The organism is Sphingopyxis sp. TUF1, assembly GCF_036687315.1.
Taxonomy (GTDB): Bacteria; Pseudomonadota; Alphaproteobacteria; order Sphingomonadales; family Sphingomonadaceae; genus Sphingopyxis; species Sphingopyxis kveilinensis.
On the sequence record NZ_CP144683.1, the window covers coordinates 3237945 to 3264011 of the forward strand.

Sequence of the window (26067 nt, forward strand, 5' to 3'; positions counted from 1 at the left end):
AGCGTTGCGCGCCTCAGCAGGTCGAGCGCAACGTCGGCCTCAATCCACCCAATCGAGCCCCATGTCGCGATAAACGGTGCGATCTTCGTCCCAATTCGCCTTGACCTTGACGTGCAGGAACAGGTGAACCTTGCGCCCCAATAGCTCGGACAGTTCCGCGCGCGCCTTGCTCCCGATGTCCTTGACCCGCTCGCCCTTGTGGCCGAGGATGATCGCGCGCTGATTGTCGCGGGCGACGAGGATCTGCTGGTGGATTTCGGCGCTGCCGTCGGCGCGCGTCGTGAATTTCTCGGTCTCGACGGTCGACTGGTACGGCAGCTCCTCATGGAGCTGGCGGTAGAGCTGCTCACGCGTGATTTCGGCGGCAAGCATCCGTTCGGGGGCGTCGCTCACCTCGTCTTCGGGGAAATGCCACGGCCCCTCGGGCATCAGCTTCGCCAGATGCGCCTTGAGTTCGGGGACGCCATCGCCGGTGCTTGCCGAAATGAAGAAGGTTTCGTCAAAGACCACGCACTCGTTAAGCTGCGTCGCGATCGTCAGCAGCTTGTCCTTCCGGGTCAGGTCGACCTTGTTCAGCACGAGAAATTTCTTCTCTGGGCGGTTCGCGACGCCTTCCAGGACGCGCTCGACGCGGCCCGTCAGCTTGGCGGCGGCATCGACCATGACGAGGATCGCCTCGGCCTGTTCCAGGCTGTTCCACGCCGCGGCGACCATCGCGCGGTCGAGCCGGCGCGTCGGCGCGAAGATACCCGGCGTGTCGATCAGCACGATCTGCGCCTCGCCCTCCATCGCGATGCCCATCAGTCTTGTGCGCGTCGTCTGCGCTTTGGGGCTGACGATTGCGACCTTCTGGCCAACGAGCGCGTTGACGATCGTCGATTTGCCCGCATTGGGCGCGCCGACGACGGCGACGAAGCCGCAGCGGTGGGTCATTTTTCCTGTCCTTCGAGTTCGGCGAGCAGCGCCGCCGCCGCGGCTTTTTCGGCCGCCTGTTTCGATGCACCGTCGGCTTCGGCGCGCGCGAGCTTGCCGATGCTCACCGCGATCCGAAACCGCGGGGCGTGGTCGGGGCCTTCGCGCGACACGATCTCATATTCGGGCGGGCGGCGGCCGCGCGCAAGCGCCCATTCTTGAAGCGCCGCCTTCGGGTGCTTCGGCGCCGCCTGTTGCCCGTCGATCATCGCGCCCCACTCGGCGAGGATGAAGGCGCGTGCCGCATCGATGCCCCGGTCGAGGTACAGCGCCCCGATCAGCGCCTCGATCGCGTCGGCGGCGATATTGTCACTGTAGCGGCCGCCGTCGTTCCGTGCCTGCGCTCCAAAACGGATCAGCGACGGCAGATCGAGCCGCTGCGCAATCGCCGCGCAGGTCGCGCCCGATGCCAGCACGTGCAGCCGCGACGACATCTCCCCCTCGCTCGCCGCAGGGAAGCGCGTGTAGAGTTCGGACGCAATCACGAGCCCGAGCACACGATCGCCCAGAAACTCCAGCCGCTGATAATCGGCGCGCCCGGTGCTGCCATGTGTCAGTGCAAGATCGTAGAGCGTCAGGTCATCCGGGGCGCAGCCGATGATGTCGGCGAGCGCCCCGCTATTCAGCGGATCGCTCAAAAACCGTCCCCGATGCGGTCCCAGCGCGCCGCCGTGAACCAGCTGATCGGGTTGATCCAGCTTGCCGAGCCGTCGGTCGAGAACATGCCGACGAGCGCGTGGCCGACTAGATTCTCTTCGGGAACCAGGCCGATGCCCTGATTTTCCATCGCCGGAAAGCGGCTGTCGGCGCTGCGGTCGCGGTTGTCGCCCATCAGGAACAAATGACCCTCGGGCACGACGACGAGCGGCGTATTGTCTTCGGCGATCGTCGTGATGTCGAGGATCGCATAGCTTTTGCCGTTCGGCAGCGTCTCGCGATATTGCGGATACCGGCATTGGCGCTGGCCGTCGGACCCAACCTCCTCAAACTCCATCGCATAGCAGGGCAGCGTGCCCGTCGCGCGCGACGCCTCGACCATGTTTGGCGTGACCGGGATCACGAAGTCGGGCATCGCCTCACGCTGAAGCGGCTTGCCGTTCAACCAGACGATGCCGTCGCGTACCTGCACGCTGTCGCCGGGCAGGCCGATGACGCGCTTGATATAATCATTGTCGGCGGCGGGCGGCGCCTTGAAAACCACGACATCGCCGCGTTCGGGCGTGCGCGGGAAAATCCGGCCTGGAATCAACGGCAAGCTGAACGGCAGGCTGTATTTCGAATAGCCATAGGCCATCTTGTTCACGAGCAGATAGTCGCCGATGAGTAGCCGCGGCTGCATCGATTCCGACGGAATGTTGAAGGGCGACAGGAAAAAGCTGCGGAACACCAGCACCGCGATGGCGAGGAGCGCGAGGAAGCGGACGGTATCGACCGCCTCTTCTTTCGCCGACACGGGCGCGGGCGTCGGAGCGGACGATGAGGGCGATTTATCGGCGGTAAAGCTGGCTTCGGTCATGTCTCGGCATTGGCGATGAATAGGATGCCACGTCAAGCAAATATCGGCGGATCACGCTGGCGCGCCGCGGGCAGCGGGCTTAGAGAAGGGGCGACATCTCACCCCGGTTCGCTCCAAACGAACGGAAAACCAAGGACGCTGTTATGCCCACCGCTTCCGACGCCTGGCAGGCCCTTGCCGGCTGGCAACCGCAGAAGCTGACCGACCTGGTCGCCGCCGATCCCCAGGCGCGTTTGCAGGCGCTGGTCCGCAATGTCGCCGACATCCGCTTCGACTTTGCCAAGACGCACCTCGACGATGCCGCGATCGCGATCCTCTCCGACCTTGCCGATGCGCAGGATTTCGGCGGGCGGCGCAAGACACTCTTTTCGGGCGGCATTGCCAATCCGACCGAAAACCGCGCCGCCGAGCATAGCGCCGAGCGTGGCGACGGCGCGCCCGAGTCGGTCCACGTCGCGCAAGCGCTGCATCAAAGAATGCGGATGATGATCGACGCGATCGAGGCAGGGGCGTTCGGCGAGATCCGCCACCTTTTGCACATTGGCATCGGCGGGTCGGCGCTCGGCCCCGACCTGCTCGTCGATGCGCTCGGCCGCCACAGCGACCGCTATGACGTTGCGGTCGTCTCGAACGTCGATGGCGCCGCGCTTGACGAAGCCTTTGCGAAGTTCAGCCCCGAACATACGCTGGTTGCCGTTGCGTCCAAGACTTTCACCACCACCGAAACCCTGCTCAATGCCAATTCGGCGCTGCAATGGCTGGACGAGGCGGGCGTGGCCGACCCACTCGGCCGTTTCATCGCGCTGACCGCCATGCCCGACCGTGCGATCGAATGGGGGATCGACGAAACGCGCATCCTGCCGTTCAGCGAGACGGTCGGCGGGCGCTATTCGCTCTGGTCGTCGATCGGCTTTCCCGCCGCGCTTGCGCTGGGCTGGGATGCCTTTGCCGATCTGCTCGAGGGCGCGGCCGAAATGGATCGCCATTTCCGCCTCGCCGACGGCGCCGACAATATCTGCCTGCTCGCCGCTTTCGCCGACCAGATCTATGCCAATCGCCTCGAATGTCAGACGCGTGCAGTATTCGCTTATGACGAGCGGTTGCGGCTGCTTCCCGACTATCTGCAACAGCTCGAAATGGAATCGAACGGCAAGGCGGTGACGCTGGACGGCGAACCGCTTGCGCAGCAAAGCGCGCCGATCACCTGGGGCGGCGTCGGCACCGATGCGCAGCACGCGGTGTTCCAGCTGCTCCATCAGGGCACGCATCGGGTGCCGGTCGAGTTCGTCGTCGCACGCGAGCCCGACCATCTGCTCGACGACGCGCACCACGAGACGCTCGTCGCCAATTGCATCGCGCAGGGCGCGGCGCTGATGACCGGGCGGGCGAGCGAGGACGGCGCGCGCGCCTATCCCGGCGACCGGCCCTCGACGACGATCCTGCTCGATCAGGTCAGTCCGCGCAGCCTGGGTGCGCTAATCGCCTTTTACGAACATCGCGTCTTTGCCAATGCCGTGCTGCTCGGCATCAACCCGTTCGACCAGTTCGGTGTCGAGCTGGGCAAGGAGATGGCGAAGGGGCTTGCCGAAGGGACGATCGACTTCGATCCGGCGACGCAGGCGTTGTTAAAGGCAGCGCTCGGCGATTAGAGCGTTGTCATTGCGAGGAGCGAAGCGACGCGGCAATCCACAGCTATCGGCGGTGCGTATGGTCGATCGCTGGAGGTTGCTTCGCTTCGCTCGCAATGACGACTAAGCGGGCGCAACAACTGTAAGCGCTAAAATCGATTGGCATCGCGGCCGCGCGTAACCACATAGGCGCGGGCTGCGAATAGCGGCCGGTCCATATCAGGGGTTCTTCATGTCCGATTTCGACTTCGATCTCTTTGTCATCGGCGCGGGTTCAGGCGGCGTGCGCGCATCACGCATCGCGGCGTCGCATGGCGCGCGCGTCGCGGTGGCGGAGGAGCATCGGGTCGGCGGCACTTGCGTGATCCGTGGCTGCGTGCCCAAGAAGCTGCTCGTCTATGGTGCGCATTTCGCCGAGGATCTGAAGGACGCGCGCAAGTTCGGCTGGAACGTCCCCGACTGCAATTTCGACTGGGACGTGCTGCGCGACAATGTGCTGGCAGAGGTCGATCGGCTCGAAGGGCTGTATGGCCAGACGCTCGACAATCACAAGGTCACCATGTTCAAAACCCGCGCGACCGTTATCGGCCCGCAAAGGGTCCGCCTCGCCGATGGGCAGGAACTGACCGCGGAGCGCATCCTGATCGCGACCGGCGGCTGGCCGCACGTTCCCGAATTTCCGGGCAGCGACCTTGCGATCACGTCGAACGAGGTGTTCCATCTTGAAACGCTGCCGAAACGCGTGGTAATCGCCGGCGGCGGTTACATCGCCAACGAATTTGCCGGCATCTTCAACGAATTCGGCAGCAAGGTGACGGTCGTCAACCGCGGCGACACGATCCTGCGCGGCTATGACGAGCAGATCCGCGACCGCCTGCTGCAAATTTCGATGACCAAGGGCATCGACTTCAAGTTCAACGCGCCGTTCCGTTCGATCGAAAAGAATGACGACGGGTCGCTGACCGTGCTGCTCGAGAATTGCGAACCGATCGTCGCGGATGCCGTGCTGATGGCGACCGGGCGCGTCCCGAACACCAGGGGTATCGGCTTGGAGGACGTTGGCGTCGAACTCGATGCCGCAGGCGCGATCAAGGTCGACGAAAGAAACCAGTCGTCGGTGCCGAGCATCTATGCCGTCGGCGACGTGACCAACCGCATCCAGCTAACCCCGGTTGCAATCCGCGAGGGGCAGGCCTTCGCCGACAGCGTGTTCGGCGGCAAGCCGTCCGTTGTTGATTATGCGAATGTCCCTAGCGCGGTCTTCAGCCACCCGCCGATCGGCGCGGTCGGGATGACCGAGGCCGAGGCGCGCAACAAGCTCGGCACGGTTCGCGTGTATACCAGCGATTTTCGCGCGATGAAGAATGTCCTCGCGGGCCGCAACGAGCGCGCGCTCTACAAGATGATCGTCAACGCCGCCACCGATCAGGTCGTCGGGCTGCACATGATCGGCCCCGACGCACCGGAGATTTTGCAGGCGGCGGCCATCGCGGTGAAAGCGGGGCTGACCAAGGCCGATTTCGACGCGACGGTCGCCCTGCATCCGAGCATGGCCGAAGAGCTGGTGCTGCTGAAGTAGGGTAGGGTAAGTCCTGATAACTAGGTCGGCTATTCGGCCTCACCCGATCCGGTACGGCACCACATCCCTGCGATCCGGATCGACCAGAATCGGCCGGTCGCTAGGTGGAAAGGCGCGCTGGTCGCAGTCGTCGCGCGGGCAGATGCGGCACGACAGGCCGATCCGCGTGGCAGCCTGCGGCGCGCTGACATCGACCCCGTCGGCATAGACGAAATCCGCCGCATATTGCGTCTCGCACCCCAGTGCGACGGCGTAGCGGCGTGGAGATCGCGCATAGCTGCCCGACGGTTTGACCAGCCCCTTGGCCATCGACACATAGCGCACTCCGTCGGGCGTCTCGGCGAGCTGGAACAGGATGCGGTCGGGGATCGCCGCCGCCTCATGCACGATCCACAGCGGGCAGGCGCCGCCGAAGCGCGCGAATTGCAGGCGCGTCGCGCTGTGCCGCTTGGTGATATTGCCCGCCATATCGACGCGGCAGAAGAACATCGGGATGCCGCGCGCACCGGGACGCTGGAGGGTCGAGAGGCGGTGGCATGCCTGTTCGAAGCTCACCCCATATTCCAGCCGCAGCCGGTCGATGTCGTGGCGCACCGCGCGCGCACTGGCGCGGAAGGGGGCGTAGGGCATCAGCACCGAGCCCGCGGCATAATTGGCGAGGCCGACGTGGAGAAGCTGACGCGCCGCGGCTGTGCGCAGCGGCGAAGCTTCGACCACCGTCGCAATCTCGCGCGCCAAAGCCAGCGCCGCCAGCTGGTGCGCCAGCTGAAAACGGCGGCTTTCGGCAGGCTGCGACGGGTCGATCACCAAGTGGCGCATCGTCGCGTCGTAATCGCGCAGGCTTTGCGTCTGCGTATAAACGATCGAAATGCCGAGCGCGTCGCGCAGCCGCCGCTCGATTGTTTCGATCGCGGGCGAAGGGTCTTTGCCGCGGAGCTGTGCTGCCAGCGCCTCGGCGGCGCGATCGATGCTGTCCACGTAGTTTCCCGCATCGTGGAACCAGTCGCGTACCTCTTCCCACGGCAGGCGGCTACCCTCGGCGGTACCGCCGGTCAGCGCTTCGTCGATGATCTGCAGCCTTTGTCCCGCGCGGCGGTAGGCGGCGTGGAGCGCGACGAACTGGTCGGCAAGCTGCGGCTGTTGCAGCGCGGCGCGTTCGAGCTGTTCGGGGGGCAGCGGCGCGGCGGCGAACAGCGGATCAGCGGCCGCCTCGCGCAGCGCCCCGGCGCGGCGGTCGCCGGCGTCGGCGGCGACTTCTTCCCATTCGAGCGGGAACAGCTTTTGCAGGCGATCGAGAAGCGCAGGAGTGAGCGGGCGGTCGTCGTGTTCGATCTGGCTGAGGTAGGAGGTGGAAATGGCGAGTGTTTCGGCGAACTCAGCTTGCTTGATTCCCCGTTCTACCCGCAGCGTCTTGAGGCGATTGCCGGCAAAGATTCGTTGGCGCATTGACGTCATCCCCAAATCGGTTCGCCCCGAGCTGTCGAAGGGCCGCACTTTCTTTGCACGACGTCAAAGCAAAAAACGGTGCTTCGACAAGCTCAGAACGAACGGAACAAGGCATAGTAATAGTTTGCAAACATCGACTTTGCAACTTTGCAAATTCACATTTGCGTTGAGGCACACGCGGGGGCAGACGACGCATTCGACACAATCGGAGAGCAGCATGTCCGCCAATATCGCCGAAATGGAACGCCGCCGCGCCGCCGCTGCGCTGGGCGGCGGACAGAAGCGGATCGACGCGCAGCACAGCAAGGGCAAGCTGACCGCGCGCGAGCGGCTCGACGTGCTGCTCGACGAAGGGTCGTTCGAGGAACTCGATACCTATGTCGAGCATGATTGCGTCGATTTCGGGATGCAGGACCAGAAGATCCCCGGTGACGGTGTCGTCACGGGATCGGGGACGATCAATGGCCGCCTGGTCTATGTTTTCAGCCAAGATTTTACGGTGTTCGGCGGCTCGCTGTCGAAACGCCATGCGGAAAAGATCTGCAAGGTGATGGACAAGGCCATGCTCGTCGGCGCGCCGGTGATCGGCCTCAATGACAGCGGCGGCGCGCGCATCCAGGAAGGCGTCGCGTCGCTCGGCGGCTACGCCGATGTGTTCCAGAAAAATGTGCTGGCCTCGGGTGTCGTGCCGCAGATCAGCCTGATCATGGGTCCGTGCGCGGGCGGCGCGGTTTACAGCCCCGCGATGACCGACTTCATCTTCATGGTGAAGGATAGCTCGTATATGTTCGTCACCGGCCCCGATGTTGTCAAAACGGTCACGAACGAGGTGGTGACGCAGGAAGAACTCGGCGGCGCGATCACGCACACGACGAAAAGCTCGGTCGCCGATCTGGCGTTCGAGAACGACATCGAGGCGCTGCTCGCGGCGCGCGATTTCTTTGATTACCTGCCCGAAAACAACCGCGCCGGGGTGCCGGTGCGCCCGACGAGCGATCCGTTCGACCGCGCCGAGATGAGCCTCGATACGCTGATCCCGCCGAACGCCAACCAGCCCTATGACATGCACGAACTGATCCGCAAGACGGTCGACGAAGGCGATTTTTTCGAGGTGCAGCCAGCGCACGCAGGCAACATCATCTGCGGTTTCGGGCGCATCGAGGGGCGGACGATCGGCATCGTCGCCAACCAGCCGATGGTGCTTGCGGGGGTGCTCGACATCAATTCCTCGAAAAAGGCGGCGCGCTTCGTGCGCTTCTGCGACGCGTTCGAAATCCCGATCATCACCTTCGTCGACGTCCCCGGCTTCCTGCCCGGCACCGCGCAGGAGTATAATGGCATCATCAAGCATGGCGCGAAGCTGCTCTTCGCTTATGCCGAAGCGACGGTGCCCAAGATCACGGTGATCACGCGCAAGGCCTATGGCGGCGCTTATGACGTGATGGCGTCGAAGCATCTGCGCGGCGATCTGAACTACGCCTGGCCGACCGCCGAGATCGCGGTGATGGGCGCGAAGGGCGCGGTCGAGATCATCTTCCGCGCCGACATGGGTGACCCCGAAAAGATTGCGCAGCGCACGAAGGAATATGAGGATCGGTTTGCGAACCCGTTTGTGGCGGCGTCGCGGGGGTATATCGATGAGGTCATCCACCCGCATAATACGCGTAAGCGGATTGCGCTGGGGCTGCGCAAGCTGCGGAACAAGCAGCTGGAGAACCCGTGGAAGAAGCACGATAATATTCCGCTGTGATCTGTCGTCATCCCGGACTTGATCCGGGATCCATGGCCACGGCCGTAGCATGGACCCCGGATCAAGTCCGGGGTGACGAAGTTGGAGAATGTTTGAAATGAAACTTGGCCGCCTCAACCACATCGGCATTGCGACGCCGTCGATCGCCGACAGCATCGCCTTTTATCGCGACGTGATGGGCGCGACGAAGATTCATGAGCCGTTCGACCTGCCAGAGCAGGGTGTGAAGGTGTGCTTTGTCGATACGCCGGGCGCGGACGGGGCGATGGATGGTACGCAGATCGAGTTGATCGAGCCTTTGCCGGGCAACGCCTCGATCGCGGGGTTTCTGGAGAAGAACCCGGCGGGGGGGCAGCATCATGTCTGTTACGAGGTGCCCGACATCCACGCCGCCAAGGCGGCGTTCGAGGCGCTGGGCAAGCGGGTGCTGGGGGAGCCCCGGATCGGGGCGCATGGGACTTTGATTTTCTTCCTGCATCCCAAGGATATGGGCGGGGTGCTGACAGAGATTATGGAGACGCCGAAGGGGCATTAAGGCCTTCTCCCCTGAGGGAGAAGGATAGGGAGGCTTGTGAGCGCAGCGAACTAGCCGGACTTGGATGAGGGGTTGCGAGCGAAGCTCGCGCGGTTGCCTTGCAACCGCAACCCCTCACCCAGCTTCAACTAGGCAGCAAGCTGCCAAGTTTTCGCAACCCTCTCCCTCAAGGGGAGAGGGGATTAGGAACTGAATTATGACCGACAAACCGACCCTCGACCAATGGGCGGCCGCCGCCGAGAAGGAAGTGAAGGGCAAAGACCTCACCTGGCACACGCCCGAGGGGATCGCCGTCAAGCCGCTCTACACGGCTGAGGATGTCACCACCGATCCCGGCCTGCCCGGTTTCGCGCCGTTCACGCGCGGCGTGCGCGCGTCGATGTATGCGGGGCGGCCGTGGACGATCCGGCAATATGCGGGTTTCTCGACTGCCGAGGAGTCGAACGCCTTTTACCGCCGCAACCTTGCGGCGGGGCAGAAGGGGCTGTCGGTCGCTTTCGATCTTGCCACCCACCGCGGTTATGACAGCGACCATCCGCGCGTCGTCGGCGACGTCGGCAAGGCGGGGGTCGCGATCGACAGCGTCGAGGATATGAAAATCCTGTTCGACGGCATCCCGCTCGACCAGATGTCGGTCAGCATGACGATGAACGGCGCGGTTATCCCTATACTGGCCTTCTTCATCGTCGCGGGTGAGGAGCAGGGGGTCGATCGCAAATTGCTCGACGGGACGATTCAGAACGACATTCTGAAGGAGTTCATGGTCCGCAATACCTATATCTACCCGCCCGAGCCCTCGATGCGGATCATCAGCGACATCTTCGGCTACACGTCACGCGAGATGCCGAAGTTCAACAGCATTTCGATTTCGGGCTATCATATGCAGGAAGCCGGCGCGACGCAGGTGCAGGAGCTGGCCTTCACCATCGCCGACGGCGCCGAATATGTGCGCTACGGCGTCGCTTCGGGGCTCGACATCGACAAGTTCGCGGGGCGCCTCAGCTTCTTCTTTGCGATCGGCATGAACTTCTTCATGGAGATCGCGAAGCTGCGCGCCGCGCGCGTGCTGTGGCATCGCGTGATGACCAACCTGGGCGCCAAGGATGAACGCAGCAAGATGCTGCGCACCCACTGCCAGACGTCGGGCGTCAGCCTGACCGAGCAAGACCCGTACAACAATGTCATGCGCACGACGATCGAGGCGATGGCGGCGATGCTCGGCGGGACGCAGAGCCTGCACACCAACGCGCTCGACGAGGCGATCGCGCTGCCGACGGATTTCTCCGCCCGCATCGCGCGCAACACCCAAATCGTCATCCAGGAAGAGACCGGGATGACCAAGGTCGTCGACCCGCTCGGCGGTTCCTATTATGTCGAGGCGCTGACGCAGGAACTGGTAGACAAGGCGTGGGAGATTATCGAGCGCGTCGAGAAGGAAGGCGGGATGGCAAAGGCCGTCGCCGCGGGCTGGCCCAAGGCGATGATCGAGGAAGCCGCCGCCGCCCGGCAGGCACGCGTCGATCGCGGCGAGGATGTCATCGTCGGGGTAAACAAATATCGCCTGAAGGACGAGGATCTGCTCGAGACACTCGAGGTCGACAACACCAAGGTGCGCGAGGCGCAGGTCGCGCGGATCAATCGCGTGAAGGCGAGCCGCGACGAGGTGGCGTGCCAGGCGGCGTTGACCGCGCTGCGCCGGGGCGCAGCCGCGCCGCAGTCGATCGAGAACAACCTGCTCGCGCTGGCGGTCGAGGCGGCGCGCGCGCGCGCGACGCTCGGCGAAATCTCGTCGGCGATGGAGGAAAGTTTTCAGCGTTACGCGACACAGCCGACCCCGGTGAAGGGCGTCTATGCCGCGCCCTATGAAGGCGATGACCGATGGCAACAGGTGCTCGACGGCGTAAAGGCGGTCGAACGGCGCATGGGACGCAAACCCAAGCTGCTCGTCGCCAAGATGGGGCAGGACGGGCACGATCGCGGCGCCAACGTGATCGCGTCGGCATTCGGCGACATGGGCTTTGATGTCGTGTCGGGGCCGCTGTTTCAGACGCCCGAAGAGACGGTGGTGCTGGCTCTCCAAAACGAAGTCGATGTCGTCGGCGCGTCGAGCCTGGCGGCGGGGCACAAGACACTTATCCCCGAACTTATCCACAAGCTCAAGGAAGCGGGACGCGGCGACATAAAGGTGATTGCGGGCGGGGTGATTCCGCCGCAGGATTACCAGTATCTCCGCGATGCCGGCGTGCAGGGTATCTATGGCCCCGGCAGCAACGTCGTGGAGTGCGCGGCCGACGTGTTGCGCCTGCTCGGGCATAACATGCCCCCCGTGATGGAGGAGGTCTGATATGAAGAAGAATTTTCTCTGTGCTTTGGCCCTTATCTGCCCGCTGGCGCTGGCGACGACTCCCGCGCATGCGGCCCTTGAACAACCCGCGGGCCTCGGCGCGACTGGACTTCAGGAGGCGGTCGCCGAGTTCGACCAGCTGTGTCTTTCGATCTTTCCAAACCCCAAGCGCTTTGAATATGCCGTCGCCAACAGCGACTTTGATTATGAGCGCGCCGACGAAGATCGCTGGCGATCGGACCGCACCGTCGTGACCCGCGTCGCGCCTTCGCAGTGCGACTTCGACGCGGCTCTCAACGCAGAAGACAGCGACCGCGACAAGATCGCCGACGCCGTTGAAAAAGGCCTTCGCAAGGAGCTGGGCCTGCGGCCCGTACGCGTGGTGTACGAAGGCGGAATGCGGTGGGAATGGAAGGTCGATGGCAAGACGCATAGCGTTTCTTACTATTTCGGCCCGACGATCCCGGAGCGCCAGCTCGCCTTGACCTATCGCGTTGGTGCCTGAAACGCGCGACCTTCAATGTGCGGGCTGAATGGCAGCCTAGCCGGATAGCCCGCACCTACTTCTCTCTCCGCCTCGAAAGTATATCGATGACCCGTAACGACTGGACCCGCGACGAAATCGCCGAACTGTTCGACCTGCCGTTCGACGAACTGATGTGGGAGGCGCAGAGCGTCCACCGCCGCCATCATGCACGTGGGGAAATCCAGCTGTGCACCTTGCTCAGCATTAAGACCGGCGGCTGCGTCGAGGATTGTGGCTATTGCTCGCAATCGAAGAGCGCCGACAGCGGATTGAAAGCGACCAAGCTGATGGACGTGCGCGCGGTGCTGCAAGCGGCGGCGCAGGCGAAGGATTCGGGATCGAAACGTTTCTGCATGGGCGCCGCGTGGCGCAACCCCAAGGATCGCGACATGCCCGCGATCGTCGAAATGGTCGAAGGCGTGCGGGCGATGGGCATGGAAACGTGCATGACGCTGGGGATGCTCAGCAAGGAGCAGGCGCAGACGCTGGCGGTTGCGGGGCTCGATTATTACAATCACAACATCGACACTTCGCCCGAAAATTACGGTAACGTCATCACGACGCGGACGTTTCAGGAGCGTCTGGACACGCTGGAGGAAGTGCGCGCGGCGGGGATCAACGTCTGCTCGGGCGGGATCGTCGGCATGGGCGAGACGCGCGCCGACCGCGTCGGCTTCATCCACGCGCTCGCGACCCTGCCCGAACATCCGGGCAGCGTGCCGATCAACGCGCTGGTGCCGGTGAAGGGCACCGTGCTCGGCGACATGCTGGCCGACACCCCGCTGGCGAAGATCGACGACATCGAGTTTGTCCGCACGATCGCGGTTGCGCGCATCACGATGCCGCTGAGCATGGTACGCCTGTCGGCAGGCCGCGAGAGCATGTCGGAGGCGACGCAGGCGCTCTGCTTCATGGCGGGCGCGAACAGCATTTTTACGGGCGACAAGTTGCTGACGACGGCGAACGCGGGAGACAATGCCGACGCGGCTTTGTTCGCGAAGCTCGGGTTGCAGGCGATGGACAGCGAGGAGCCGATGCGGATGTCGGCTGCCAGCGAGATCGCCGCATGACGCGCTCAAACCCGATGGCGGCCGCGGTCCCGATTGCGAAAATCGACCCGACCGGGTTCCGCCGCCTGCGGGCGGTGTTGATCGCCCTTTCGCTGATATTGCTTTGCGCGGCCCCGCGGCAGGTGCTGGCGCAGCCCGCTGGAAAACCCATCGTCGTCGGGCAGTCGCATATCATCCCGTCGAAAATCATGGGTCAGGAGCGGACGATCAATATCTGGCTGCCGCCGGGTTATGGCGACGGCAAGACGCGCTATCCTGTGCTTTATCTGCTCGACGGCGGGATTCAGCAGGACTTCCATCACATCAGCGGCCTTGCGCAGCTTGGCACCATCATCGGCACGACGCGCGACATGATCGTTGTCGGGGTCGAATCGGTGGACCGGCGCAACGAACTTGCTTTTCCACCGGTGGCCGACGCGGCGCTGAAAAACGATTATCCGACTGCGGGGCAGTCCGAACGATTTCGGCGCTTTCTGGCCGAAGAATTGAAACCGTGGGTGCGGGTGAATTACCGCACGAGCGGTGAGGACGCGATCATCGGCGAATCGCTCGCGGGCCTGTTTGTCGTCGAAACACTGCTTCGACAGCCGGACTTGTTCGACACCTATATCGCGATCAGCCCGAGCCTGTGGTGGGATAAGAAGGCTTTGGTCACCGCGGCGCCAGCCCTTTTGCCAAAAACGGGCGGGCGGACGCTCTGGCTGACCGTGGCCAATGAGAAGGGCATGGGCGTCGAACCTTTCGTCGCGCAGTTGAAAGCCCGTGCGCCCGGCGATCTCAAATGGATTTATCGCCCGCGCCCCAATGACAGCCACGCGACCATTTATCACGGGGCCGCTTTGGCGGCGATCCGCGAATTGTTCGCCGTTCCAGCGCAATAGGAAATCGCATGTTCAAGAAAATCCTTATCGCCAACCGCGGCGAAATCGCCTGCCGCGTCATCAAGACCGCGCGGCGCATGGGCATCGCGACCGTCGCCGTTTATTCGGACGCTGATGCGCGCGCGCCCTTCGTCCAGATGGCTGACGAGGCGGTGCATATCGGGCCGTCGCCCGCGTCCGAATCCTATCTGATCGCCGACAAGATCATCGCGGCGTGCAAGGCGACCGGCGCCGAGGCGGTGCATCCGGGCTATGGCTTCCTGTCGGAGCGCACCAGCTTCGCCGAGGCGCTGGCCAAGGAAAATATCGCCTTCATCGGCCCGCCGGTGAACGCGATCGCCGCGATGGGCGACAAGATTGAATCGAAGAAGCTTGCGAAGGAAGCGGGGGTCAACGTCGTCCCCGGCTTCGTCGGCGAGATCCGCGACACCGAACATGCGGTCGAGATTTCGAACGAGATCGGCTATCCGGTAATGATGAAAGCGTCGGCCGGCGGCGGCGGCAAGGGGATGCGCCTCGCCTATGACGAAAAGGACGTCCGCGAGGGCTTTGAGAGCGTCAAGCGCGAGGGGCTCAACAGCTTCGGCGACGATCGCGTGTTCATCGAGAAGTTCATCCTCAATCCGCGCCACATCGAGATCCAGATCCTCGGCGACCAGCATGGCAATATCCTGTATCTGAACGAGCGCGAATGTTCGATCCAGCGGCGCCATCAGAAGGTGGTCGAGGAGGCGCCGTCACCGTTCGTGACCGAGAAGATGCGCAAGGCGATGGGCGAGCAGTGCGTCGCGCTGGCGAGGGCGGTCGGCTATTACAGCGCGGGCACGGTCGAACTGATCGTGTCGGGCGCCGACCCGACGGGCGAGAGCTTCTATTTCCTCGAAATGAACACGCGCCTGCAGGTCGAGCATCCCGTGACCGAGGCGATCACCGGCATCGATCTGGTCGAGCAGATGATCCGTGTTGCGGCGGGCGAGAAGCTTGAGATGACGCAGGATGACATCAAGATCGACGGCTGGGCCATCGAGAACCGCGTCTATGCCGAAGATCCGTATCGCGGGTTTCTGCCCTCGACGGGGCGGCTCGTTCGCTACCGCACTCCCGTTCCCGCCTGGAAGGGCGACGAGCGCGGCGTCGATGGCGTGCGCGTCGATGCTGGGGTCGAGGAAGGCGGCGAGGTATCGATATTCTACGACCCGATGATCGCCAAGCTGGTGACGTGGGGCAAGACGCGCGACGAGGCGGCGGACTTGCAGGTCGCGGCGCTCGACCGGTTCGAGATCGAGGGGCTGGGTCACAACATCGATTTTGTGTCGGCGATCATGCAGCATCCGCGCTTCCGTTCGGGCGAGCTGACGACCGGCTTTATCGCGGAGGAATATCCCGAAGGCTTCCAGGGCGCCGACGCGGGCGAGGATGTGGAGCGGGCGCTGGCGGCGATCGCGGGCTTTATGGCGTCGGCCGAGGCGGATCGCGCGCGGCGGACCGACGGCCAGCTCGGCGACCGGCTCGACCCGCCCGCCAAGTGGCAGGTGACGATCGGCGGCGCGAGCCACAAGGTCAAGGTGGGCCACAAGCACATCAAGGTCGATGGCGACAAGGTCGACATCGCACTGGAATATACGCCGGGCGACCGGCTGGTGGTGGCCGAGATCGACGACAGCGAACTGGCGGTGAAGGTCGCCAAGACGCGCACCGGCTGGCGCATGACGACGCGCGGCCGCATCCACGATGTGCGCGTCCTGCCGTGGCACGTCGCGCCGCTGACGCAGCACATGATCGAGAAGATCCCGCCCGACCTGTCGAAATTCCTCATCTGCCCAATGCCGGGCCTGCTCGTCGCGCTGCATGTCGGCGAAGGCGACAAGGTCGAAGCGGGTCAGCCGCTAGCGACGGTCGAGGCTATGAAGATGGAGAACATCCTCCGCGCCGAGAAGGCCGGGACGGTGAAAGCGGTGAATGCCGCGCAGGGCGACAGCCTGGCGGTCGATGCGGTGATATTGGAGATGGAGTGAGGCGCCCATACTTCGTCGTTGCGAGGAGCAAAGCGACGAAGCCATCTCCACCTGTCGGATCTGCTGCGCGATAGCTGGAGATTGCTTCGCTTCGCTCGCAATGACGACTAGGTGCAACTGAATTGATCGGGCGTACGACGACGGCCTAATCCTCCACCAGCGCCACCGCGCGGATCCACCCCGCGCTTGCGCGCTCGATCTTCACCGGAAAGCAGCTGAAAGTGAAGCCCGTGGCGGGGGTCGCCGCCAGATTGGTCAGCTTTTCGATCTGGTAATAGGGCCGGATGCGTCCCGCCTTGTGGCCTTCCCAGATTATCGACGGATCGCGCGTTTCGGCCCAGCGCCGGGCGGTGTGGCTGAACGGCGCGTCCCAACTCCACGCGTCGGTGCCGACGACCTGCACGCCGCGTTCGGTCAGATACAGCGTCGCCTCGGCGCCCATGCCGCAGCCCTGGTCGGTGAAATTTTCGGTGCCGTAGATCGCGCCCGATTGAACCAGCACGATGTCGAGCGGTTGCAGGTCGTGCCCGATGCGCGCCAACTCCGCCTCGACCTCGGCGCCGCTTACGACATGACCGTGCGGACGATCCGAAAAGTCGAGCTTCACGCCGGGGCGGAAGAAGAGGTCGAGCGGGGCTTCGTCGATCGACGGTGCGGGGGTGGCGCCGCTGTCGGTCGTCGAATGATAATGCCACGGCGCGTCCATATGCGTGCCGTTGTGCGTGCTCAGCGACAGCATCTCGACCGCCCAGCCTTCGCCGTCGGGCAGGTCGTCGCGCGTCAGGCCGGGGAAGAACATCGCGATCTGTTCCCACGTATTTTCGTGGGTCATATAGGTGATCTGCGGGCGCATCACCGGCGGGTCGGATACGACGTCGTTGGTGATCGGGATTGAAAGGTCGATGAACCGGGTCATGAAAGCATGCTGCGCGCACGCGGGCGCTTGTGCAAGATGGATCAGCGGGTATGACTGCGGCAACAAGAATACTCCGTTTGCCCTGAGCTTGTCGAAGGGCTGTCCTGTCTTTGCGAAGTTCGAATAAAGAACGGTCCTTCGACAAGCTCAGGACGAACGGCTATGGGGGACGTCGAAATCATGAGTGAAGCTGCCGTCTATCAGCCGACGCAGAAGGACATTCGCATGGTCATCGCCGCATCGTCGGCGGGGACGGTGTTCGAATGGTATGATTTCTTCATCTACGGCACGCTCGCGGCGATCATCGGCAAGGCCTTCTTCCCCAGCGACAATGCGACGCTGGAGGTGCTGCTCGTCTGGGCGGGATTCGCGGTCGGTTTCGGGTTCCGTCCGCTCGGCGCGGTGCTGTTCGGCTTTCTCGGCGACCGGCTGGGGCGCAAATATACGTTCCTCGTCACCGTCACGCTGATGGGAATAGCGACCGCCGGGGTCGGCATGATTCCGTCGGCGGCGACGATCGGTATCGCCGCGCCGATCATTATCATCCTGCTGCGCATCCTGCAGGGTCTCGCGCTCGGCGGGGAGTATGGCGGCGCGGCGGTCTATGTCGCCGAGCATTCGCCGCCCGGAAAGCGGGGCTTTTACACCAGCTTCATCCAGGCGAGCGTCGTCGGCGGGTTCGTGCTGAGCCTGATCGTTGTTCTTGGATGCAAGGCATTGATGCCCGATGCAATCTGGGAAAGCTGGGGCTGGCGCGTGCCTTTCCTCCTGTCGCTGATCCTGCTCGGTATTTCGCTGTGGATGCGACTGAAGCTTTCCGAAAGCCCGGTGTTTCAGGCTATGAAGGCGGAAGGCGAACTGGCCAGAAATCCGCTGAAGGAAAGCTTCACCTATCCGGGCAATCCCCGGCGCATCTTTATCGCGCTGTTCGGCATCGCCGCCGGCCTGACGGTGATCTGGTACACCGCGATGTTCTCCGGCCTCTCGTTCCTCAAAGGCCCGATGAAGGTCGACGATACCGCCGCCGAAATCATCGTCGGCTGCGCCGCCGCGGTCGGCATGGGCTTTTTCATCTGGGCGGGGCGCCTGTCGGACCGCATCGGGCGCAAGAAGCCGATCGTCTGGGGTTATGGCGTGACGCTGGTCGCTCTGTTCCCGCTGTTCTGGCTGATGGGTAGCGTTGGCAATCCCGCGCTCAGTGCGGCGGCGGCCAAGGCGCCGGTCGTCGTCACCGGGTCGCAATGCGATTTCGACCCTTTTGCGCAGAAGCAGGCGACCGTGTGCGGACGAACGCTGGGCGAACTTACCCGGCTTGGGGTGCCGTATACCGTGGCCGCCAGCGGCGACCGCTTCGACAGCGTCCGGGTAACGATCGGCGGCCGCGAGGTCGCGGGCGAAGATCCGGCGGTGTTGCAGCCCGCACTCGAAGCGATGGGCTATGATTTTGCAAAACAGGTGCCGGGGGCAGGCGGGATCGCGCTAATCTTCCTCGCGCTGCTGGGGCTCAGCGCGCTGTCGGGCTTTACCTATGGCCCGGTTGCCGCTCTTTTGTCGGAGATGTTTCCGCCGCATGTCCGCTATTCGTCGCTTTCGATCCCCTACCATCTGGGAACCGGTTATTTCGGCGGCTTCCTGCCGCTGATCGCCAGCTTCATCATTGCGAAGACGGGCGATGCCTATGCCGGGCTATGGTACACCTGGGTGGTGGTGCTCGCTGCCTTTCTTATTGCCGCGTTCATGCTCAAAGATCCCGTCGAGGGGCAGTGGGACCGGGCGAAAGACGGGGCGCCGTCCGCGCGCTGATGCACCCCATTGGCGCGGCGCGCGAAGCCGTATAGGGGCGAGGAGATGATCGCCATCGCTCCGCCGCTCCGCCTCCGCCTTGATTCCGATGCGCTCGTCGCCAACTGGCGCTGGCTCGCCGCGCAGAGCGGTGCGGCAGCGTGCGGCGCGGCGATCAAGGCCGATGGTTATGGTCTCGGCGCCGGCGCAGTCGCGCATCGGCTCGCCGCCGCGGGTTGCCGGGATTTTTTCCTCGCGACCTGGGCCGAGGCGGCCGCGCTGATGCCGCTACCCGCAGGCGTGTCGCTGTCGGTGCTGCATGGCGTGGGGGAAGCCGATATGGTCGCAGCGCGCCTGCTCCCCGCGCGCCCTGTGCTGAACAGCATCGAACAGGTGCAGCGCTGGCGCGAGGGCGGCGAGGGACGGCCGTGCGACGTGATGGTCGATACGGGGATGAATCGGCTCGGCCTGCGCGTCGAAGAGGCGACGGGCGGCGCGCTCGACGGGCTGACGATCGAAACCCTGCTCAGTCATCTCGCCTCGGCTGACGAGGACAGCGACCAGAATGCGGCGCAGCTAGCGGCGTTCCGGTCGGTCCGCGCGCAGATTCCGGCGCGGCGCTATAGCCTGGCGAACAGCGCGGGCGTGTGCCTTGGCGCCGACTATGCCTTTGACCTGACGCGCCCCGGCATCGCGCTCTATGGCGGAACGCCGCGCCGCGAAGCAGAGGGCCATATCCGGCAGGTCGTTTATCCCGAAGCGCGCGTGCTGCAGGTCCGCACCGTGCGTGCGGGCGAAAGCGTCGGCTATGGCGCGGCATGGACGTCGCCGCGCGACGCGCGCGTGGCGATCGCGAACCTGGGCTATGCCGACGGCTATCTGCGCTGCCACTCCGGAACAGGCGGCGCGACGTGGCAAGGCGCCAAGCTGCCGCTGATCGGACGGGTGTCGATGGACCTCACCGCCTATGACGCGAGCGGCGCCGGCGGGATCGGCGAAGGCGACTGGCTGGCGATCGATTACGACCTCACCGCGCGTGCCGCGGCTAGCGGCCTGTCGCAATATGAACTGCTGACCGGACTTGGCGACCGGTTCGCGCGTGAGTGGCGCTGAGCGCCGCGCTGCACAATGCACATGTTGCGATGCATCATTATTTGATGCTATTGCGACGGCTTGTCCCGCGCGGCGCCGTCGCCAAGAAGCCGGGATGCACAGGAGCGCGGGTCATAATGGCGAAGTCCAAACGGGCGGCGGATGACGAAGTCGTCACGATCAAGAAATACGCCAACCGGCGGCTCTATGACACCGAACGCAGCTGTTACATCACGCTCGACGACCTAGGCGCGATGGTGCGCGACGGCCGCGAGTTCCGCGTCGTCGATGCCAAGAGCGGCGAAGACATCACGCACAATGTGCTGACGCAGATCATCATGGACACCGAAACGCGCGGCGAAACGCTCTTGCCGGTGCCGTTCCTGCGCCAGCTGATCGGCATGTACGGCGACAAGATGCAGTCGATGGTCCCGCAATATCTGGAAGCGTCGATGGCGGCGTTTCGCAAGAACCAGCAGGACGTTCGCGCGGCATTCGAGGGCGCGCTGGGCGCCAATCCGCTCGCCGAACTGACCCGGCGCAACATGGAAATGTTCCAGCAGGCCGCAGGCGCGTTCATTCCAGGCGCGGGCAAGGCGAAGGACGCCGAGATTGCGGCGCTGAAAGCCGAGATTGCCGAGCTGAAGGCCGAACTCGCCGAAAAGAACTAACCCGGGGCCCCTCCCGCCCCAAAGCACAGAAACAGGACAGATGATCAAGCATGCGCTGAGCGTAACCCGTCAGGCCGACTTCGCGGCCTGGTATCAGGATGTCATCGCCGAAGCCGATCTGGCCGAGGAATCGGGCGTACGCGGCTGTATGGTCATCAAGCCGTGGGGCTATGGCATCTGGGAACGCATTCAGACGGTGATGGACGCGGCGATCAAGGCCGCGGGCGTGCAGAATGCCTATTTCCCGCTTTTCATTCCCTTGAGCTTCTTTGAGAAGGAAGCCGACCATGTCGACGGTTTCGCCAAGGAGATGGCGGTTGTTACGCACCACCGGCTGATCGGTGACGGCAAGGGCAAGCTGGTTCCCGATCCCGAGGCGAAGCTCGAAGAACCGCTGATCGTCCGCCCGACGTCCGAAACGGTGATCGGCGCGGCGATGAGCCGCTGGGTACAAAGCTGGCGCGACCTGCCGCTGAAGGTCAACCAGTGGGCGAACGTGGTGCGCTGGGAAATGCGCACGCGCATGTTTCTGCGCACGAGCGAATTTCTGTGGCAGGAAGGCCATACCGCACACGCCGACAGGGACGACGCGATGGCCGAGACGCTGCGCGCGCTCGAAATGTATCGCGCCTTTGCCGAGGATGTCCTCGCGATGCCCGTGATCGCGGGCGAGAAGCCCGAAAATGAGCGTTTTCCGGGCGCGGTCGCGACCTATTCGATCGAGGCGATGATGCAGGACGGCAAGGCGCTTCAGGCGGGCACCTCGCACTATCTGGGCACGGGCTTCGCCGAAGCGGCGGGCATCCGCTATCAGGACAAGGACGGCGGGCACAGCCTGTGTCACACGACGAGCTGGGGCACGTCGACGCGGATGATCGGCGGCGTGATCATGACGCATGGCGACGATGACGGGCTGCGCTGCCCGCCGCGCATTGCGCCGTTCCAGATCGTCATCATTCCGATGCTGCGCGACAATGACGAGGACGCCGCGATCCTCGATTATTGTCGCGATCTGGAAACGCGGCTGAAGGCGCTCGACGCTTTTCGCGAACCCGTGCGCGTGCTTTTCGACACCGGGGCGAACAAGGCGCAGACGAAGCGCTGGGGCTGGGTCAAAAAGGGCGCGCCGATCATCATCGAGGTCGGCCCGCGCGACGTCGCCGGCGGCAATGTCGCGGTGATCCGCCGCGACCGGCTGTACAAGGACGACGGCAAGCTCAACAGCGCGTTCATCGGCAAGGGCGATTTCGTCGCCGATGCGGCACGGACGCTCGAGGATATTCAGGCGAGCCTGCACGCCGAGGCGCGCGAACGACTGCACGCCAACATCCGCCGCGACGTCACCGACCTTGCCGCGCATTTCGGCGGTGACGAGAAATTCGCCGGGTGGGTCGAGGTGCAATGGTCGCGCCCGACCGGCGCGGCGCTCGACAAGATCGTCGAGCAGTTGAAGGCGCTGAAGCTCACCATGCGCAACACCCCCCTCGACGCCGCGCCTGCCGACGGGGCCTGCCTGTTCACGGGCGACCCCGCGGTCGAGCGCGTGCTCATCGGGCGAACCTATTGAGGCCAGTGGTGGCGGACGTCGTGATTACCCGCGCCGAAAGCGAGGCCGATGTCGCGGTCGTGGCATCGCTGTTCCGCGCCTATGCGGCGTCGCTCGACGTCGATCTGGCCTACCAGGATTTCGAGGCCGAGTTGGCCGGATTGCCCGGCCACTATGCCGCGCCGCGCGGATTGCTGCTGCTCGCGCGCGATGACGATGGCGTGCCGCTGGGGTGCGTCGCGTGCCGCCCGCTGGGTGCGGACATCTGCGAAATGAAGCGCCTGTTCGTGGCACCCGCGGGGCGGGGAAGGGGGCTCGGCCGCCTATTGGTCCGGCGGCTGTTCGCCGAGGCGCAGGCGCTCGGTTATCGCGAGATGCGGCTCGATACGCTGGCGTCGATGAATGCGGCGCAGGCGCTGTACCGCGCCGAAGGGTTCGAGCCGACGACGCCCTATTACGATACGCCGGTGGCTGGCACGGTTTTCCTTAGCCGCCCCCTCGCCTAATCGGGCGATTGCGCCTATTGCGGGTCGATGCCGTCACCCAGAAAGCCCGTCCGAAAAGCCACCCGCCACTTGCCCGCGGGATTGCCGCCGCGCGACGAGATATTGCGCTTTATCGAGGAAAGCCCCGGCGCCGTTGGCAAGCGCGAGATCGCCAAGCATTTCGGCCTGCACGGTGCGGACAAGATCGCGCTCAAGGCGCTGCTGAAAGATATGACCGACGAGGGTCTGGTCGACATGGCGCCCGGGCGCGCCTTTCACAAACATGGCGGGCTGCCGCGCGTCACCGTGCTGCGCGTCGCGGCGGTCGAGGGCGATGCCGTCTGGGCGGTGCCCGATCGCTGGGAGGGCGCCGGGGCGCCGCCGCGGCTGCGCGTGATGGAGAAGGGGCGGCGAAGCGCGCTTGGCATCGGCGACCGCATCCTCGCGCGCACCGAAGAGCGCGGTAATGGGCATGTCGCGCACCCGATGAAGAAATTGCAAGCGGGGGGCGAAACGATCATTGGCGTTCTCGTCGCCGACCCTGGTCCGGGCGGAAAGCCGATGACCTGGCTGCGCCCCGCCGACAAGCGTGCGCGCTTCGACTTTGCGGTTGCGGACATGGGCGACGCGTCGATCGGCGATCTGGTGCGCGCCGAGTTGTCGGGCCGCGGGCCCGCGACCAAGGCGCGCGTGATCGATCGCATCGGCGATCCCTTCGCGCCGCGCTCGCTCAGCATGATCGCGATTGCTAAGCATGAAATCCCGCATGTATTCGGCGACGAGGTGATCGACGAGGCCGAGCGCGCGGCGAAGCTGCCGCTGACCCCCGACGGGCGCGAGGATTTGCGCGATCTGCCGATCCTCGCGATCGACCCCGCCGACGCGCGCGACCATGACGATGCTGTGTGGGCGATCCCCGACGACGATCCCGGCAACAAGGGCGGGTATCGCGCCATCGTCGCGATTGCCGACGTCAGCTATTATGTCCGCCCCGACGGCGCCCTCGACCGCGAGGCAAGGCGGCGCGGCAACAGCGTCTATTTCCCCGATCAGGTCGTGCCGATGCTGCCCGAGACGCTGTCGGCGGGCGTCTGTTCGCTGAAAGCGGGGCAGGATCGCGCCGCGATGGCATGCCACCTAACCGTCGACAAGCATGGCAAGGTGACGTCATGGCGCTTCACACGCGCACTGGTGCGCCTGCGCGCGAACATCGCCTATGAGCGCGCGCAGGCGGCCTATAATGCCGATTTAGCGGATGCGGGCTGGGACGATGATGTGCTGCCGGCGCTCCGCCAGCTCTGGGCCTGCTGGAAACTGCTTGCCAAGGCGCGCGCCGCAAGGGCGCCGCTCGACCTCGACCTGCCCGAGCGGCAGGTGATCCTCGACGAGGCGGGCGCCATCGCCGAAATCCGCGTGCGCGAGCGGCTCGACGCGCACCGGCTGATTGAGGATTATATGATCGCGGCGAATGTCGCGGCGGCCAAGGCGCTGGAGGCGAAAAAGTCGCCCGTCATGTACCGCATCCACGAACCGCCGAGCCGCGAGAAACTGGTCAGCCTCAAGGATTATCTGGAAACGTTCGAGCAGAGCTTTGCGCTGGGGCAGGTGATTACGCCCGCGGTGTTCAACCGCCTGATCGACGGCTTTTCGGGCGACGACCGCCTGCCCGAGATCATGGAGGCGATTTTGCGCAGCCAGACGCAGGCCTATTATGGCCCCGCCAATTCGGGGCATTTCGGACTCGCGCTCGGCTCCTACGCGCATTTCACGTCACCGATCCGCCGCTACGCCGACCTGATCGTCCACCGCGCGCTGGTCGATTCATACCGGCTGGAAGTGCCGGGCCAACCCAAGGGCTTGCCCGCGCGAACCGGGCTGGGCGAGGCTGACGCCAAGGGTCTGTCGCGCATCGGCGAGGCGATCAGCGCGCTCGAGCGCCGCGCGATGGAGGCCGAACGCGAGACGGTCGACCGCTATGTCGCCGCATATCTGGCGGGCAAGGTCGGCGAAATCGTGCCCGCGCGCATCACGGGCGTACAGCCGTTCGGCTTTTTCGCGACCGTCGACGGACTCGGCGGCGACGGGCTGGTGCCGGTATCGACTTTGGGCAGCGAACGCTTCTTCTATGATGAAGCGGCGCGGACGCTCGACAGCGAGTATGGCCGCGTGAGCTATTCGGTCGGCCAGCGGCTCGAGCTGCGTTTGATGGACGCCAATCCGGTGAGCGGCGCGCTGCGCTTCGAGCTGCCCGATGCGCCCGAAGGCGGCTTCCGCAATCGTCCGCCGCGGCGTGACGGGGTGAGGAAGGCGGGCAAGCATATGGTCGGCAAACGCGGGCGGCCTGCGAACATCAAGCATAAGGGTAAGCGTCGCTAACCTAATCGTCATTGCGAGCGGAGCGAAGCAATCCAGAGCGGTTTACGCAGTCCCTGGATTGCTTCGCTCCGCTCGCAATGACGAACTATTTGCGGCCAGCCATTTTCCGCAACAGCGCCGCGCTTTCCGCATCCGCCGGGAAAAAGGCCTCGATCGCGAGTTCAGAGAGGGTGATGTCGACCGGGGTGCCGAAGATCGTCACCGTCGATACGAAGCGGATCTGCCCCATCGGCGTGTAGAGGACCAGCGGCACCGCGATGCCGTTCGCCGCGCTGTCGCTATGCTCGCCGGCCCCCTCGCCATACGCCGCAAGTTCCGCGCGCAGCGCGATCAGCCCCGCATCGGCGCTCGCGTCGATCTGTTGATCGAGCCGTTCGAGCAGGTGCGCGCGCCACTCGCCGAGATTGACGATATGCCGCGCCAACCCCTCGGGGTGAAGCGCGACGCGCAGCACATTGACCGGTGGCGCAAGCAGTTCGGGCGCCGCAAGCCGGGTCAGCAGCGCGACGGCGCCGTTGGCGGCGATCATGTTCCAGTGCCGGTCGACCGCGAGCGCAGGATAGGGCTCGTGCCCCTTCAGCACATGGTCGACGATCGCCTTCATCCCCGCCATTTCGGGGCTGTCCAGATCGCGCTCGCGATAATCGGGGGCATAGCCTGCCGCGAGCAACATCGCGTTGCGCGCGCGGTTCGGCACCTCGAGGCAATCGGCGATGCGTTGCAGCATCAGCGCACTGGGACGCGAGCGCCCGGTTTCGATAAAGCTCAAATGCCGGGTCGAAATCTCGGTGCCCAGCGCGAGATCCATTTGGCTCATGCGGCGCCGGACGCGCCATTCGCGAAGCTGTTCGCCGACGGGTGCGGGGGTCATCGTCTGTCTCCTTCGTAAGCGCAGCTATACCCCTGCCTTCGGCTTTTCCATTACCTTGGGCGTAAT

General features: G+C 64.5%; 21 protein-coding genes. 15 read left to right on the forward strand and 6 right to left on the reverse strand.

What is annotated here, in order from left to right; all coding sequences use genetic code 11:
* Positions 1–39: 39 nt before the first annotated feature.
* Genes era through lepB form a run of 3 tightly spaced genes read right to left on the reverse strand, consistent with a single transcriptional unit; the run spans position 40 to position 2425 of the window.
* The gene (gene era, locus VSX77_RS15195; RefSeq protein WP_338425446.1) at positions 40–933 is read right to left on the reverse strand and encodes a GTPase Era; all 894 of its coding nucleotides are present in this window, start codon (positions 931–933) and stop codon (positions 40–42) included.
* Positions 930–1610 carry a ribonuclease III gene (rnc, locus tag VSX77_RS15200; protein ID WP_338425448.1) on the reverse strand — a complete coding sequence of 227 codons (681 nt, stop codon included), beginning with the start codon at positions 1608–1610 and terminating at the stop codon, positions 930–932. Before rnc ends, era begins: the two co-directional genes overlap by 4 nt.
* Entirely contained in the window at positions 1607–2425 is an 819-nt protein-coding gene (lepB, locus tag VSX77_RS15205) for a signal peptidase I (RefSeq protein WP_338427289.1), read from the reverse strand. Before lepB ends, rnc begins: the two co-directional genes overlap by 4 nt.
* Before the next feature lie 206 nt (positions 2426–2631).
* Here lepB and pgi point away from each other — a divergent pair, with 206 nt between their 5' ends.
* Together pgi and gor are read left to right on the forward strand one after the other, a co-directional pair.
* Positions 2632–4137: a glucose-6-phosphate isomerase gene (gene pgi, locus VSX77_RS15210; RefSeq protein WP_338425449.1), complete on the forward strand. Its 1506-nt coding sequence runs from the start codon at positions 2632–2634 to the stop codon at positions 4135–4137.
* 211 nt (positions 4138–4348) lie between these two features.
* Positions 4349–5695 carry a glutathione-disulfide reductase gene (gene gor / locus VSX77_RS15215; RefSeq protein ID WP_338425450.1) on the forward strand — a complete coding sequence of 449 codons (1347 nt, stop codon included), beginning with the start codon at positions 4349–4351 and terminating at the stop codon, positions 5693–5695.
* 39 nt (positions 5696–5734) lie between these two features.
* Here gor and VSX77_RS15220 read toward each other — a convergent pair whose 3' ends face one another.
* Positions 5735–7141, reverse strand: a complete 1407-nt coding sequence (locus tag VSX77_RS15220) for a helix-turn-helix domain-containing protein (protein ID WP_338425451.1) — start codon at positions 7139–7141, stop codon at positions 5735–5737.
* Positions 7142–7358: 217 nt separating this feature from the next.
* On the opposite strand from VSX77_RS15220, the gene VSX77_RS15225 reads away from it, so the two are divergent.
* From VSX77_RS15225 to VSX77_RS15255, 7 genes are all read left to right on the forward strand, one after another.
* Positions 7359–8891 carry an acyl-CoA carboxylase subunit beta gene (locus VSX77_RS15225; RefSeq protein ID WP_338425452.1) on the forward strand — a complete coding sequence of 511 codons (1533 nt, stop codon included), beginning with the start codon at positions 7359–7361 and terminating at the stop codon, positions 8889–8891.
* A gap of 97 nt (positions 8892–8988) precedes the next feature.
* Complete coding sequence (mce, locus tag VSX77_RS15230; protein WP_338425453.1) at positions 8989–9426, forward strand: methylmalonyl-CoA epimerase; 438 nt, start codon at positions 8989–8991, stop codon at positions 9424–9426.
* A gap of 196 nt (positions 9427–9622) precedes the next feature.
* Positions 9623–11770 carry a methylmalonyl-CoA mutase gene (scpA, locus tag VSX77_RS15235; protein ID WP_338425454.1) on the forward strand — a complete coding sequence of 716 codons (2148 nt, stop codon included), beginning with the start codon at positions 9623–9625 and terminating at the stop codon, positions 11768–11770.
* Position 11771: 1 nt separating this feature from the next.
* Positions 11772–12275, forward strand: a complete 504-nt coding sequence (locus VSX77_RS15240; protein WP_338425455.1) for a hypothetical protein — start codon at positions 11772–11774, stop codon at positions 12273–12275.
* A gap of 86 nt (positions 12276–12361) precedes the next feature.
* Positions 12362–13366 carry a biotin synthase BioB gene (gene bioB, locus VSX77_RS15245; protein ID WP_338425456.1) on the forward strand — a complete coding sequence of 335 codons (1005 nt, stop codon included), beginning with the start codon at positions 12362–12364 and terminating at the stop codon, positions 13364–13366.
* On the forward strand, positions 13363–14247 hold the full coding sequence (locus tag VSX77_RS15250; RefSeq protein WP_338425458.1) for an alpha/beta hydrolase: 885 nt from the start codon (positions 13363–13365) through the stop codon (positions 14245–14247). The genes bioB and VSX77_RS15250 overlap by 4 nt, the downstream gene beginning before the upstream one ends.
* Positions 14248–14255: 8 nt before the next feature.
* Positions 14256–16262 carry an acetyl/propionyl/methylcrotonyl-CoA carboxylase subunit alpha gene (locus VSX77_RS15255; protein ID WP_338425459.1) on the forward strand — a complete coding sequence of 669 codons (2007 nt, stop codon included), beginning with the start codon at positions 14256–14258 and terminating at the stop codon, positions 16260–16262.
* Between the two features lie 145 nt (positions 16263–16407).
* Here VSX77_RS15255 and VSX77_RS15260 read toward each other — a convergent pair whose 3' ends face one another.
* Positions 16408–17178 (reverse strand): cyclase family protein, encoded by a 771-nt coding sequence (locus VSX77_RS15260; protein ID WP_338425460.1) that lies wholly within the window; start codon positions 17176–17178, stop codon positions 16408–16410.
* 180 nt (positions 17179–17358) lie between these two features.
* Between VSX77_RS15260 and VSX77_RS15265 the strand changes: the two genes are divergently transcribed.
* From VSX77_RS15265 to VSX77_RS15290, 6 genes are all read left to right on the forward strand, one after another.
* Complete coding sequence (locus VSX77_RS15265; RefSeq protein WP_338425461.1) at positions 17359–18981, forward strand: MFS transporter; 1623 nt, start codon at positions 17359–17361, stop codon at positions 18979–18981.
* Positions 18982–19026: 45 nt separating this feature from the next.
* Complete coding sequence (gene alr, locus VSX77_RS15270; protein ID WP_338425462.1) at positions 19027–20073, forward strand: alanine racemase; 1047 nt, start codon at positions 19027–19029, stop codon at positions 20071–20073.
* A 116-nt stretch (positions 20074–20189) separates the two neighbouring features.
* Positions 20190–20723: a polyhydroxyalkanoate synthesis repressor PhaR gene (phaR, locus tag VSX77_RS15275; protein ID WP_338425463.1), complete on the forward strand. Its 534-nt coding sequence runs from the start codon at positions 20190–20192 to the stop codon at positions 20721–20723.
* Positions 20724–20763: 40 nt separating this feature from the next.
* Complete coding sequence (gene proS, locus VSX77_RS15280; protein ID WP_338425464.1) at positions 20764–22290, forward strand: proline--tRNA ligase; 1527 nt, start codon at positions 20764–20766, stop codon at positions 22288–22290.
* Between the two features lie 8 nt (positions 22291–22298).
* Complete coding sequence (locus tag VSX77_RS15285) at positions 22299–22775, forward strand: GNAT family N-acetyltransferase (RefSeq protein ID WP_338425465.1); 477 nt, start codon at positions 22299–22301, stop codon at positions 22773–22775.
* A gap of 27 nt (positions 22776–22802) precedes the next feature.
* A complete protein-coding gene (locus VSX77_RS15290) occupies positions 22803–25130 on the forward strand; it encodes a ribonuclease R family protein (protein WP_338425466.1) in 2328 nt (775 codons plus the stop codon).
* An 85-nt stretch (positions 25131–25215) separates the two neighbouring features.
* Here the strand turns inward: VSX77_RS15290 and VSX77_RS15295 are convergent, their stop codons facing one another.
* Positions 25216–26001, reverse strand: a complete 786-nt coding sequence (locus VSX77_RS15295; protein WP_338425467.1) for a helix-turn-helix domain-containing protein — start codon at positions 25999–26001, stop codon at positions 25216–25218.
* Positions 26002–26067: the final 66 nt, after the last annotated feature.